Genomic DNA, 13,143 nt, shown 5'->3' on the forward strand with positions numbered 1-13,143 from the left:
GGAACAAAATGGATAAGAAAAAACTGGGCTATTGGCTTTTTTTTATCGCGCTGTTTTTAGGCCCTCTTTATTTAACGGAATTTCGTCTGGCACTCTTAGGCAAGTTTTTATGTTTTGCACTTGTCGCCCTTGGTATCTGTCTCATCTGGGGGTACACCGGTATTTTAAGCCTTGGGCATGGTGTTTATTTCGGCCTCGGCGCTTATTGCACGGCGATGTACTTAAAGCTTGAAGCGGCGGCGGGCGGGACGCTGCCAGACTTCATGGAATGGAGCGGCGTAACGGCTCTTCCGTCATTTTGGCAGCCATTTTCAAATCCTGTTTTTGCGCTTAGTGCATCTTTGCTGATTCCGGCGCTGCTTGCGGCAATGCTTGGTTTTTTAACGTTTAAAAATCGAATTAAGGGAGTGTATTTTTCCCTAATCAGCCAGGCTGTCGTTGTGGTGTTTGTAACACTTTTTGTGGCGAAGCAGGATTGGACCGGCGGCACAAACGGGTTAACGAATTTCACTACATTTCTTGGTTTTTCATTGGCGTCCCCGCTTGTGCAGATTGCCCTTTACTTGGTGACAGTTCTGATTTTGGGTGCCTCGTTTGCTCTTGCTGCTGCCTTGACAAAAAGCCGGGCAGGGCGGGTGCTGTCTGCCGTGCGGGACGGCGAAAACAGATTGCGCTTTTTAGGATTTAACCCAACGTCCTATAAAGTGTTTGTTTACAGCGTGTCTGCGGCACTGGCAGGCCTTGCTGGCACATTATTCGTTTTACAGGTTGGTCTTATTTCCCCGGCTATGATGGGGATTATCCCGTCGATTGAAATGGTGCTGTGGGTGGCGGTAGGCGGCCGCCATTCATTGATTGGGGCTATTTTAGGGGCCATTATTGTCAACAGTGCCAAAAGCTTTTTTAGTGAGTCTTACCCTGACATATGGTCGATCTTTTTAGGTCTTCTATTTATTATTATGGTGATGTTTTTACCGAATGGTATTGTTGGCGCGGTGAATTCGTGGAATGAAAAGCGGATCAAATCCAAGCAAAAGGGAGGAACTGCCGATGCAGCCGATTCTGTCGTGTCGTGATGTGAAAGTCTCTTTTAACGGGTTTCAGGCACTTCAAGGAGTTAATTTAACCGTTTATCCGCAGGAAGTCCGCTTTTTAATCGGGCCAAATGGCGCTGGAAAAACGACACTGCTTGATGTGATTTGCGGAAAAACAAAAGCAAATGATGGTGAAGTAGTATACCGGGAAACAGAAAACATTCGCAAACTGCAGGAGCATGAAATTGTACGCCTCGGTATTACCCGTAAGTTTCAGGCACCTTCCGTTTTCACCAATTTGACTGTGCTGGAAAACCTTGAGCTTTCCCTTAAACAAAAAAGAAGCCTCTGGGCAGTCATGCGAGCCAAATTAACAAGGGAAGACGAAGAAAAGATGGACGCCATGCTTCACCGTATTGGATTAACCGAACAGCGGCACCAGCCGGCCGGGATACTTGCGCATGGTCAGAAGCAGTGGCTTGAAATTGGTATGCAGCTGATGCAGGAGCCGGAAATTTTGCTGCTGGATGAACCGATCGCCGGGATGAGTGAAACTGAGCGCCATAAAACGGGAGAACTCATTCATGACATTTCAAAGACCTGTGCGGTTTTAATTGTAGAGCACGACATGGAGTTTGTACGAAACTTTTCGAAACAAGTGACGGTTATGCATGAAGGCCGGGTGCTTTGTGAAGGGACAATGTCTGAAATTCAGCAAAATGAACAAGTGGCAGAAGTTTACCTCGGAAGGAGAGACAGCGCGTGTTAAAAGTAGAAGGTATCCGGGCAGGGTACGATGAAAGCATGGTGCTGAATGATGTATCTCTTCAGGCGGAAATTGGGAAAGTGACAGCAGTGCTTGGGCGTAATGGAGTTGGAAAATCTACTCTGATTAAAACGATTGCCGGTCTGATTAAACCGGCAGGCGGTTCCATCAAGTGGATGGATGAAAGAATAGAAAAGAAAGCTCCTGAATTTCGAGCGAGAAGTGGTATTGCGTATGTACCACAAGGACGCGAAATTTTCTCAGCCTTAACGGTAGAGGAAAATTTATTATTGGGTCTTGAAGCTCTGCCAAGGAAGGAACGAAAGGAGCTGCCAGGTGAAATATTCGAGTGGTTTCCCATTTTGAGTGAAATGATTCATAGAAAAGGCGGTGACCTGAGCGGCGGCCAGCAACAGCAGCTGGCAATTGCGAGAGCCATCGTTGGCAGGCCTAAAATGCTTCTTTTGGATGAACCAATGGAAGGAATTCAGCCATCAATCGTGCAGCTTATTCAAGAGGTGATCATCGACATTGCTTCAAAGCAAGGAATGGGTGTTATTCTAGTAGAGCACAGCCTCGACCTTGCTTTTGCCTGCGCTGATTATTATTACATTTTGGATCACGGTAAGGTAGTAAGCGAAGGGATCACGGATACGGTGCATAAAGACCTCGTAAAACAACATTTAATTATTTAAATCGAAATGAGGACAAATCGTCCTCTTTTTTTTATGAATAAAATAAATTTTCTAACAGCTCTTATTCCTTTTTGTTGGAAATAAAGTTATAATTATGTTAGAAAATATTACATGAATAACAAAACCTTTATCTTTTAACGTGTAAAATGAAGGGTGTGCAGAAAAGGAAGAAGGGGTTTTTTATGAAACTGACGGCACGCGAGCAGGAAAAGTTAATGATTGTTGTGGCAGCTGATTTGGCACGCCGCCGCAAAGACAGAGGGTTAAAGCTGAATTATCCGGAATCAATTGCGCTTATCACGTACGAAGTAATGGAAGGCGCGCGCGACGGAAAATCCGTGCCGGAGCTAATGCAGTTTGGCACAACGATTCTATCAAGAGAGGATGTAATGGAAGGCGTTCCGGAGATGATTCATGATATTCAAGTGGAAGCAACCTTTCCGGACGGCACGAAACTGGTCACTGTCCATGACCCGATACGTTGAGGAGGAGCGCACATGATTCCTGGTGAATATAAGCTTCAAAGTACCGCGATTGTATGCAATGAAGGAAAAGAAGAAACGAAGGTTTTTGTGACAAACCGGGGTGACCGGCCCGTGCAGGTTGGTTCCCACTTTCACTTTGCAGAAGTGAATCAGGCACTCGAATTTGAACGCGAGAAAGCGCTTGGTAAACGGCTGAACATTCCCGCAGGCACGGCAGTCCGTTTTGAGCCGGGAGACGGCAAGCCGGTTGTGCTCGTTCCGTTTTCTGGCGAGCGGCGCGTATACGGGTTAAATAATCGGGTGAATGGCGCGCTTGATGGGGAGGAAGAGGCATGAGTTTTCAAATGTCACGCCGGCAGTATGCGGATATGTTCGGGCCCACAACGGGTGACTGTATCCGTCTGGCAGATACAGATCTCTTTATCGAAATTGAAAAAGATTACACGGTGTATGGGGATGAAGTGAAATTCGGCGGGGGGAAAGTGATCCGTGACGGGATGGGCCAGCACCCCCTTGCCACACGCGCAGAAGCCGTTGACCTTGTGCTGACCAATGCCATTATCCTTGATTACACAGGTATTTATAAAGCGGATATTGGTGTAAAGGACGGAATGATTGCTGCCATCGGCAAAGCGGGCAATCCCCTTTTGATGGACAAAGTAGACATTGTAATCGGCGCTTCTACCGAAGTGATTGCCGCAGAAGGAAAAATTGTCACAGCCGGCGGCATCGATGCGCACATTCATTTTATTTGCCCGCAGCAAATTGAAACAGCGCTTGCCTCCGGTGTCACAACGATGATTGGCGGTGGAACAGGACCGGCTACCGGAACAAATGCGACCACATGCACCCCGGGTGAGTGGAATATCTTCCGTATGCTTGAAGCGGCCGAAGCGCTTCCGATGAATATCGGCTTTCTTGGCAAAGGAAATGCGTCTGGAATCGAGCCGCTTGAAGAACAAATTCAAGCAGGCGTGATTGGCTTAAAGCTGCATGAAGACTGGGGCACAACGGCTGCCACAATTGATACGGCGTTAAGGTCAGCAGACAAGTACGATATTCAGGTTGCTATTCATACCGATACATTAAATGAAGGCGGCTTTGTGGAAGATACGATTGCAGCGATCGATGGACGGGTGATTCATACATACCATACAGAAGGAGCAGGAGGCGGGCATGCGCCGGACATTATCAAAGCGGCCGGCTATCCAAATGTTCTTCCTTCCTCCACAAACCCAACCCGCCCTTACACAGTCAATACATTGGACGAGCATTTGGATATGCTGATGGTCTGCCACCACCTTGATCCATCGGTTCCGGAAGATATTGCGTTTGCCGACTCGCGCATTCGGAAAGAAACGATTGCGGCAGAAGATATTTTGCATGATTTAGGTGTATTCAGTATGATCAGCTCTGATTCCCAGGCAATGGGGCGGATTGGCGAGGTGATTTTGCGCACATGGCAGACGGCCGACAAAATGAAAAAGCAGCGAGGGAAAATGAGTGAAGAAACAGGAGAAGGCGATAATTTCCGGGCGAAAAGATATGTCGCGAAATATACGATCAATCCTGCTTTAACACATGGCATTTCCGACTATGTTGGTTCTATTGAAACAGGCAAGCTTGCAGATCTTGTTTTATGGGAGCCCGCTTTTTTTGGTGTAAAACCAGAGCTTGTCTTAAAAGGCGGCTTGATTGCCCACAGCGTCATGGGCGATCCAAACGCGTCCATCCCAACACCGCAGCCGGCTTTGTACCGTCCGATGTTTGCAAGCTTTGGCAGGGCACTTTTCAAAACATCGATGACCTTTATGTCTAAAGCGGCGATCGAGCGCGGCGTTCCGCAAAAACTCGGTTTAGAGAAAATGATCCGTCCTGTCGGCGGAATCCGCACTTTGCAAAAAAGCGATATGAAATACAACGGTGAAACACCCAAGATCGAAGTGGACCCACAGACATATGAAGTAAAAGTAAACGGTGATCTGATAACGTGTGAACCGGCAGAAACTGTGCCAATGGCGCAGCGCTATTTCTTATTTTAAGGTGGGATCGAAGTGATTGTTGAAAAAGTAATTGGAAATGTGGAAACAGATGATATTCGTGCACCTCATACAGAACGGGTTTTCCTGTCGAGTGACGAGCTTGTTAAACGCATTCAGCGTGTAAAAACAGATCATGGACGCGAGCTCGGTATTCGGCTGCGGGAGCCGAAAGACTTGCAGAACGGGGATATCTTATACTGCGATGATAAAAACATGATTGTCATCCAGGTACTGGCCGATGATGTTCTAACTATTATGCCGGAGTCAATCGGCCAAATGGGAGACATTGCCCACCAGCTTGGCAACCGGCATCTGCCGGCTCAGTTTGAAGGCGATGAAATGATTGTGCAGTATGACTATTTAGTCGAACAGCTTCTCGAGCAGCTCGGCATTCCTTTTCGCCGTGAAGAGCGCAAGGTGAAAAAAGCATTCCGCCATATCGGCCACAGCCATGATTAATCCAATGCTGTCCTTTATGCAGCTGTGTGATTCCAATTTTCCTTCGGGTGCGTTTTCGCACTCGTTTGGACTGGAAACGTACATTTACGAAGGCAGCATTCATAATGCTGAAACATTCGAATCAGCTATGCGAATCTATATGGCCAATCAAATGGCTTATACGGATGCTCTCGCCTGCCGGCTTGCCTATGAGGATGTGGCAGCCTGCCGCTTTGATCATTTAACGGAGCTTGACCACATGCTTTCCGCGCTGGCACTGCCGAAAGAAACACGGGAAGGCACTCGGAGGATTGGTGAACGAATGGCCAAGCTATGTGTGGACTTATACGAAAGCCCGTTGATCAATATGTATTACAAACAAATCCGCCAAAAGAAAGCGGTCGGCCATCCGTCTATTGTGTTTGCCCTGGCGGCCCATTATCTTCAGGCTGGTAAAAAAGATGCCATCGCTGCACACCTTTTTTCAGGTGTTCAGTCTTTGATTCAAAATGCTGTCCGGGCGATTCCGCTTGGGCAGACAGACGGCCAGCGGATCCTGCTGGCGCTGCAGCCGTTGATGAGAGAGATTGCAGACCAAACAGAAGAGATGACGGAAGAAGAACTCGGTATGAATATGCCGGGGCTTGAAATCGCACAAATGCGCCATGAACAGCTGCCTGTTCGGCTTTTTATGTCGTGAAAAACAAAAGGAGTGGTGCGGAATGGAACCAGTACGTATCGGTGTTGGAGGACCTGTTGGTGCCGGCAAAACAATGCTTGTAGAAAAGCTCACACGTGCGATGAACGATGAATTCAGCATGGCCGTTGTGACGAACGACATTTATACGAAAGAAGATGCCCAATTTCTTATTAAAAACGGGGTTCTGCCGGAAAACCGTATTATTGGAGTGGAAACCGGAGGCTGTCCGCACACAGCGATTCGGGAAGATGCCTCCATGAACTTTGCAGCAATTGATGAATTAAAAGAGGCACATCCCGATTTGGATATTATTTTTGTAGAAAGCGGAGGGGACAACCTGGCTGCCACATTCAGCCCGGAGCTTGTGGATTTTTCGATTTACATTATCGATGTGGCGCAGGGTGAGAAAATTCCGCGTAAGGGCGGCCAGGGCATGATTAAATCAGATTTGTTTATTATCAATAAAACGGATCTCGCCCCCTATGTAGGAGCCGATTTGGATGTGATGGCGGAAGATACGAAAAAATCACGTGGAGCAGACAAGCCGTTTTTCTTTACGAACTTAAAAGTGGAAACGGGACTTCAAGACGTGGTGAAATGGATTAAAGAACATGCGCTTTTGATGGGGCTGGAAGCATGAGCATGACCGGCACGCTGCGGATGAAAGCAGTCTGCCGGGGCGATAAGACGGTGATAGCTGATACGTATTTTGACGGCGCGTTTAAAGTAGCGCGCCCGATCTATTTTAATGAAAACGAGCCAACGGTATACAGCCTTCATGTCGGTGGCGGATACGTAGGAGGCGACCGCTATCATACAGAGGTGATTCTCGAACCGGATGCGAGAATGATATTGACGACGCAGTCTGCCGCAAAAGTGTATAAAACACCGCATGAGCCGGTTTTTCAGTCAATGAACGTATCTCTCGCGGCGGGCAGTGTGTTTATGTATATGCCGGACCCGCTCATTGCGTATGAGCAGGCACGCTTTGAGCAGACAACCACGATCCATATGGAAAAAGGGGCAACGCTGCTTTATAGCGACAGCATAACGCCGGGCTGGTCTGAGAGCGGCCGGCCGTTTCGCTATGAGTGGATTCGGTCGAAGCTCAAAATATATGAAAATGGCCAGCTGCAGGTGTATGACCACCTTTTTTTAAAACCGGACCAGCAGCCTTTATTTTCCCTTATGCAAATGGAGGATTATACACATGTCGGCTCTCTTTTTATCGTTTCGCCGCTGCTTGAGCCCGGCTGGCAGGAAGAACTGGAGCCGCTTCTGGCTCCGTATAACGATGGAGCGCGGATTGGGTTTTCTACGCTGAAAAATGGCGGCTGTACTGTACGGATTCTGGCTCACGCCTCTCATGTCATCGAAGAAATCATTCTGCAGTGCACCAACTGGCTGCGCCGGAAACTGGGCCAGGAGCCGCTGCAGCTCAGAAAGTATTGAAAGAGGGAGCTATTTATGATTCAAGGCGGACTTTTATCGATTTTATTGCTTGGATTTACATTAGGGATTAAGCATGCAACAGAACCAGATCATATTATTGCGGTTTCGACGATTGCAAGCCGGACAAAAAAGCTGTACCGCTCGTCATTAACGGGTGTGTTTTGGGGGCTTGGGCATACGGCTACGCTGCTGATCATCGGTGTCACCGCGATCGCACTGGGCCGGCAGATTCCTGAGAATCTTGCAGCTCTGCTCGAATGCTTTGTCGGAGTCATGCTCGTTTATTTGGGTGTAAACGGAATGCGAGGAAGCTGGAGGGCGGGCGAAGCAGATTATGAGCATACCCACAAAAAATCATTTACGATTGGCGTGATCCACGGACTTGCCGGAAGTGCGGCCATGGTACTGTTAACAGCGACACAAGCTGACAGCAGCTCAGAAGCCTTTCAGTTTATTTTGATTTTCGGAGCGGGAACAGTTGTCGGCATGCTGCTTTTTACAACTCTGCTGGGCCTTCCGTTTTTAGTTACATCACATAAAACGATTCCGCTTTTTTTAATGCGGATCACGTCATTAATCAGCGTTTTGTACGGTCTCTATTACATTATAGAGACGGGCTCAGGACTGATCACAGGATAAAAAAGCAGCCGGCTTACCGGCTGCTTTTTTTCTGCCTAGAGGCAATATTTCTGTAAAGATGACACCCTCAGTATAAAGAAGGGAGCGCAGCGGAACAACAAGCCGGTTAGATTATCTGACAAAGAATTTTGCCTGATGCAAGGGTTCCGCTTTCTTTGCCCAAAACCGCTTTTTAATGTTCGGCTCTGTCGTTCGTTGCTATACTAGTAATCAGGTAGAAAAAGAGAGGAAGAGTGGAATGACGACGGAACAAACAAATTTACGGCTTGTCCTGGCGGGGCTGCTGCTGGCCATTTTAATGGCTGCGATGGACAACACGATTGTGGCAACAGCGCTCGGCTCCATTCTGGCTGACTTAGGCGGCGTAGACAGCTATGTATGGATTACCTCCGCATATGCAGTAGCGGTGCTGGCCGGCATGCCGATTTTCGGAAAGCTGTCGGATATGTATGGAAGGAAACGTTTTTTTGTATTTGGACTGCTTGTATTCTTAATAGGTTCTGCCCTGTGCGGCGTTGCCCAGTCGATCCCACAGCTGGCCGTGTACCGGGCCATTCAAGGAATTGGCGGCGGTGCACTGATGCCGATTGCGTTTACGATTGTATTTGATGTGTTTCCAGCCGAACAGCGCGGAAAAATGACCGGCATGCTTGGTGCCGTGTTTGGCGCTTCGAGCGTGATTGGCCCGCTGCTCGGTGCGTTTATTACGGACGCCATCAGCTGGCACTGGGTATTTTATGTAAATGTACCGATCGGCATAGTAGTCCTGCTGCTGATTGGGCGCTTTTACAAGGAAACGCCGATGCATACAAAGCAGAAAATTGACTGGGCTGGCGCAGTTACACTGGTAACAGCCGTTGTCAGCTTAATGTTTGCGCTGGAGCTTGGCGGAAAAGAGTTTGCCTGGACTTCATGGCAGAGCATGTTGCTGTTTGGCTTGTTTACTGTATTTATTGGACTGTTTTTATGGATCGAAACAAAAGCGGAAGAGCCGATTATTTCGTTTTGGATGTTTCGCAGCCGGCTGTTTGCGTCCTCCCAGGTACTCGCTTTTTTGTACGGGGCTACGTTTGTCGGGCTGACGATTTTTATCCCAATTTTTGTTCAGGCGGTGTACGGGGGGGCGGCAACCAATGCCGGAATTATTTTAATGCCTATGCTGCTTGGGTCCGTTGCCGGAAGTGCTTTTGCAGGAATCGCACAGGCCAAAATGCCCTACCGTCGTATTATGTGGATTTCTGTAATTGTCTACGCGGTTGGCATGGCTCTTATGGCAACTATTTCTCCGGAAACAAGCCGTATGCTGCTGACGGTTTATATGGTGACAGTTGGACTCGGCGTCGGGTTTTCGTTTTCGCTGCTGCCATCTGCGAGTGTACACAAAATGGATTACCGGCACCGCGGCTCGGCGAACTCCACCAACTCCTTTTTCCGATCACTTGGGCTGGCGCTGGGTATTACCGTTTTCGGCTCTATCCAGACGAAGCTGTTAACAAATGAGCTGGAGGATAAATTGGGTGGAGGCGGTAAAGGAACGTTTGGCATTGATAACCTTCAGACTATATTTCAGTCCGAGCAGCGCGCTCAAATTCCAGCGGATATTTTGAATGTGATCACCCATGCGATGTCTCATTCGATTGCGGCAACATTCTTGTGGTCACTCATCCCGATTGCACTTGCATTTATGGCGGTTTACTTTATGGGAGACGAACAGCTGCAAGTAGAAGGGAAAAAACAAACAACTTAAAAGAAGCGGTTCTTCTCGTTCGAAGAGCAGGTCGTGGACAGGTTTACGATTAAAGCAGAAGGAGATAATGTAAAAGGGATAGTATCAGATCGGTAAGCTTTTAGCCAGAAATAAAATAAATGAAGAAAAGCTTCATCATCACTTGGTAAGCAGCCCAAAGAATGAGCTGCTTACCAGAAAAATGACGAGAATAGTTGAAGAGGTGAATGAATATGCAAGCTGTTCATTTTGGTGCAGGAAATATTGGCCGCGGCTTTATCGGGAGTCTTTTATACCAATCAGGATATGAATTGTGCTTTATAGATGTGAATCGTGAAGTGGTCGACCTGCTGAACGAAAAAAAGGAATACCGGGTTGTGATGGCGGATGAATCACGTGAGGAGCATATGGTGAGAAATGTCCGGGCCATTAACAGCGCTGAGGAAGCAGACCGTGTGATACAAGCTGTTGCTGAGGCAGACCTCATTACAGCCGCAGTTGGCCCGGCGATTTTGCCGCACATTTCGCGGCTTGTAGCAGAAGGCCTTCGGAAACGGACATCACCTGTTAATATAATTGCATGTGAAAACATGATCGGAGGGAGTACGCTCTTAAAAGAGAAGGTACTGGAGAAAATACCAGAAGAAGAGCGCGATGCTATTTTGTCACGAACTGGATTTCCGGACGCGGCCGTTGACCGGATTGTGCCTAACCAGTCAAATGAGGATAAATTGACGGTGGTCGTTGAACCATTTTACGAATGGGTAGTGGAAGAACTCAAGCTGATTGGCGATAAGCCCGCAGTGGAAGGCATCACCTGGGTGCCGGACTTAAAGCCGTACATTGAACGGAAGCTGTTTACGGTTAATACCGGTCATGCAGCCGCAGCTTATTTTGGCTGGCAGACCGGTGCTCAAACAATTGATGGAGCACTCGGAATGAAGCACGTTGCCAAAGTGCTCCAGGCAGTCTTGAACGAAACCGGGCGTCTTTTAGTAACGAAATACAGATTTGATCAGTCTGAACATGACCACTATATCCAAAAAATCATTGGCCGGTTTGCTAATCCGCATATTCGCGACCATATTACCCGAGTGGGCCGTGCGCCGATTCGTAAGCTCGGGGGAAATGACCGTCTCCTCAGTCCGGCCAAGCAGTACGAGCAGCTGCTTGGTGAAACGCCGGTTTACTTAGCCAAAAGTATTGCAGCGGCGCTTTTATATGACTATGCACAGGATCCGGAAGCGGTAGAAGTGCAAGGGGAAATTGAACATAGGGGGATTGAATCCGCGCTGAAAAAGTTTACGCAGCTGGATGAGTCAGACCCGCTTTTTGCTGAAGTTATGAAGCAATACGAATTGATGCGTGAAAAAGGAATTTAAAAAGAAGCTGGTTCCATCAGCTTCTTTTTTTGTATGACCAGGGCCGGATTTTTGGCGGCTGGGCCGGAAAATGCTTGATTTGGGCCGGATATATGAGAAATCCGGCCACAACAAAGCAGATTCCGGCTTTTTTTGTCGTTTTCCGGCCCCGGCTGCCAGTCTGGGAAAAACGAGCGTACGTTTTCAAGCGGGCTGATTTCATGATATGATAAAAGAACTTCAAACGGACAGTGACTTCCATGAGAGTTGGGGGTCAAAAAAATAAATTACTAGAGGTGACGTGTTTTTTTATGTTTACACAACTGAAAAAAGAATGGTTCGGCAATGTCCGCAGGGATATTTTGTCGGGGATTGTCGTAGCGCTTGCGCTTATTCCAGAAGCGATCGCTTTTTCGATTATTGCGGGAGTAGATCCGATGGTGGGTCTGTACGCATCATTTTCGATGGCGGTTGTGATTGCTTTTATGGGAGGACGCCCGGCGATGATTTCTGCTGCGACCGGAGCGATGGCGCTTGTGATGGTGACGCTTGTGAAAGACCATGGGCTTCAGTACTTGTTTGCGGCTACCATTTTAACCGGGGTGCTGCAGCTGATTTTTGGCTGGCTGAAAATTGCGCGCTTGATGAAATTTGTTCCGCGTTCAGTGATGGTTGGATTCGTCAATGCGCTCGCTATTTTAATTTTCACTGCCCAGCTGCCCCAATTCGCAGGCAGTTCAGTGGTTATGTATGTGTTTGTGGCGGCAACGCTTGCTATTATTTACATCCTTCCGCGCTTCGTCAAATCCGTTCCTTCTCCGCTTGTTGCGATCGTTGTCATGACAATCATTGCATTAGTGGGCGGCTTCGATTTACGGACAGTCGGTGATCTTGGAAACATTACTCAGTCTTTGCCATCATTTCTGATTCCAGATGTACCGTTGAATATGGAGACGTTGTCGATTATTTTCCCGACGGCTTTAGCACTTTCGATGGTCGGCCTTTTAGAGTCACTGCTTACCGCATCCATTGTGGATGATATGACGGATACGACAAGCGATAAAAACCGGGAAGCACGCGGACAGGGAATTGCAAACATTGTAACCGGCTTTTTTGGCGGCATGGCGGGCTGTGCTATGATTGGCCAATCGGTTATTAATGTGAAATCCGGCGGCCGCGGACGGTTGTCTACCTTTGTGGCAGGAGCGTTTCTGCTGTTTTTAATTATGGTGCTCGGCGATGTAGTCGTAAAAATTCCGATGGCGGCATTGGTTGGTGTCATGATTATGGTCTCAATTGGCACATTTGACTGGTCGTCTCTTAAAGCCGTCACGAAAATTCCGATCACAGACAGCATCGTCATGGTCGTGACGGTCATAACCGTCGTGCTCACACATGACCTCTCAAAAGGAGTGTTCGCCGGCATTCTGCTCAGTGCGATTTTCTTTACAGCGAAAATTTCAAAGGTGACTGTATCGACTTTCCACAAGGGGGATACGCTTCATTACAAAGTAGCAGGACAAATCTTTTTCGCATCCGTTACGGATTTTGTAAATGAATTCGACTATCAGCCGGAAGGAATTAAGAATGTGCATATTGATTTTTCTGAGGCGCACATTTGGGATGATTCTGGCGTGGCGGCAGTGGATAAAATTGTGTTGAAATACCGTGATAATGGCATTAAAGCCGTCCTGACAGGCTTAAATGAAGCAAGTTCATCCATGGTGAAACGGATGGCTGTTCACGATAAGCAGGATGCCAAGCTGTCTGGACATTAACATGTAAATGAGCGCATTGTGTAAAAG

14 protein-coding genes are annotated in these 13,143 nt (G+C 47.8%); all 14 read left to right on the forward strand.

Annotated features, from left to right (window positions below):
• The first annotated feature begins 8 nt into the window (after positions 1-8).
• The 14 genes from urtC (at position 9) to M3221_RS09705 (ending at position 13,116) form a co-directional block, all read left to right on the forward strand.
• Complete coding sequence (gene urtC / locus M3221_RS09640) at positions 9-1,076, forward strand: urea ABC transporter permease subunit UrtC (RefSeq protein ID WP_251271338.1); 1,068 nt, start codon at positions 9-11, stop codon at positions 1,074-1,076.
• On the forward strand, positions 1,051-1,803 hold the full coding sequence (gene urtD, locus M3221_RS09645) for an urea ABC transporter ATP-binding protein UrtD (RefSeq protein ID WP_251271340.1): 753 nt from the start codon (positions 1,051-1,053) through the stop codon (positions 1,801-1,803). Before urtC ends, urtD begins: the two co-directional genes overlap by 26 nt.
• A complete protein-coding gene (urtE, locus tag M3221_RS09650) occupies positions 1,797-2,495 on the forward strand; it encodes an urea ABC transporter ATP-binding subunit UrtE (protein WP_251271342.1) in 699 nt (232 codons plus the stop codon). The genes urtD and urtE overlap by 7 nt, the downstream gene beginning before the upstream one ends.
• A gap of 182 nt (positions 2,496-2,677) precedes the next feature.
• Positions 2,678-2,980: an urease subunit gamma gene (locus tag M3221_RS09655; protein ID WP_251271343.1), complete on the forward strand. Its 303-nt coding sequence runs from the start codon at positions 2,678-2,680 to the stop codon at positions 2,978-2,980.
• A 12-nt stretch (positions 2,981-2,992) separates the two neighbouring features.
• Positions 2,993-3,316 (forward strand): urease subunit beta, encoded by a 324-nt coding sequence (locus tag M3221_RS09660; protein ID WP_251271344.1) that lies wholly within the window; start codon positions 2,993-2,995, stop codon positions 3,314-3,316.
• Entirely contained in the window at positions 3,313-5,022 is a 1,710-nt protein-coding gene (gene ureC, locus M3221_RS09665) for an urease subunit alpha (protein ID WP_251271345.1), read from the forward strand. The genes M3221_RS09660 and ureC overlap by 4 nt, the downstream gene beginning before the upstream one ends.
• A 12-nt stretch (positions 5,023-5,034) precedes the next feature.
• Complete coding sequence (gene ureE, locus M3221_RS09670; RefSeq protein ID WP_242232607.1) at positions 5,035-5,481, forward strand: urease accessory protein UreE; 447 nt, start codon at positions 5,035-5,037, stop codon at positions 5,479-5,481.
• Positions 5,474-6,160: an urease accessory protein UreF gene (locus M3221_RS09675; protein WP_251271347.1), complete on the forward strand. Its 687-nt coding sequence runs from the start codon at positions 5,474-5,476 to the stop codon at positions 6,158-6,160. The genes ureE and M3221_RS09675 overlap by 8 nt, the downstream gene beginning before the upstream one ends.
• Positions 6,161-6,182: 22 nt before the next feature.
• Positions 6,183-6,800, forward strand: coding sequence for an urease accessory protein UreG (ureG, locus tag M3221_RS09680; RefSeq protein ID WP_251271348.1), 618 nt, complete (start codon positions 6,183-6,185; stop codon positions 6,798-6,800).
• Entirely contained in the window at positions 6,797-7,612 is an 816-nt protein-coding gene (locus tag M3221_RS09685) for an urease accessory protein UreD (protein WP_251271349.1), read from the forward strand. The genes ureG and M3221_RS09685 overlap by 4 nt, the downstream gene beginning before the upstream one ends.
• A 15-nt stretch (positions 7,613-7,627) precedes the next feature.
• Positions 7,628-8,251: a HoxN/HupN/NixA family nickel/cobalt transporter gene (locus M3221_RS09690; protein WP_251271351.1), complete on the forward strand. Its 624-nt coding sequence runs from the start codon at positions 7,628-7,630 to the stop codon at positions 8,249-8,251.
• A 238-nt stretch (positions 8,252-8,489) separates the two neighbouring features.
• Positions 8,490-9,998 carry an MDR family MFS transporter gene (locus tag M3221_RS09695; protein ID WP_251271352.1) on the forward strand — a complete coding sequence of 503 codons (1,509 nt, stop codon included), beginning with the start codon at positions 8,490-8,492 and terminating at the stop codon, positions 9,996-9,998.
• A 212-nt stretch (positions 9,999-10,210) separates the two neighbouring features.
• A complete protein-coding gene (locus tag M3221_RS09700) occupies positions 10,211-11,359 on the forward strand; it encodes a mannitol-1-phosphate 5-dehydrogenase (RefSeq protein WP_251271354.1) in 1,149 nt (382 codons plus the stop codon).
• Positions 11,360-11,649: 290 nt separating this feature from the next.
• On the forward strand, positions 11,650-13,116 hold the full coding sequence (locus M3221_RS09705; protein ID WP_251271355.1) for a SulP family inorganic anion transporter: 1,467 nt from the start codon (positions 11,650-11,652) through the stop codon (positions 13,114-13,116).
• Positions 13,117-13,143 lie beyond the last annotated feature (27 nt).

Origin of the sequence: Domibacillus indicus (assembly GCF_023715895.1) — a bacterium.
GTDB classification, from domain to species: Bacteria; Bacillota; Bacilli; order Bacillales; family Domibacillaceae; genus Domibacillus; species Domibacillus indicus_A.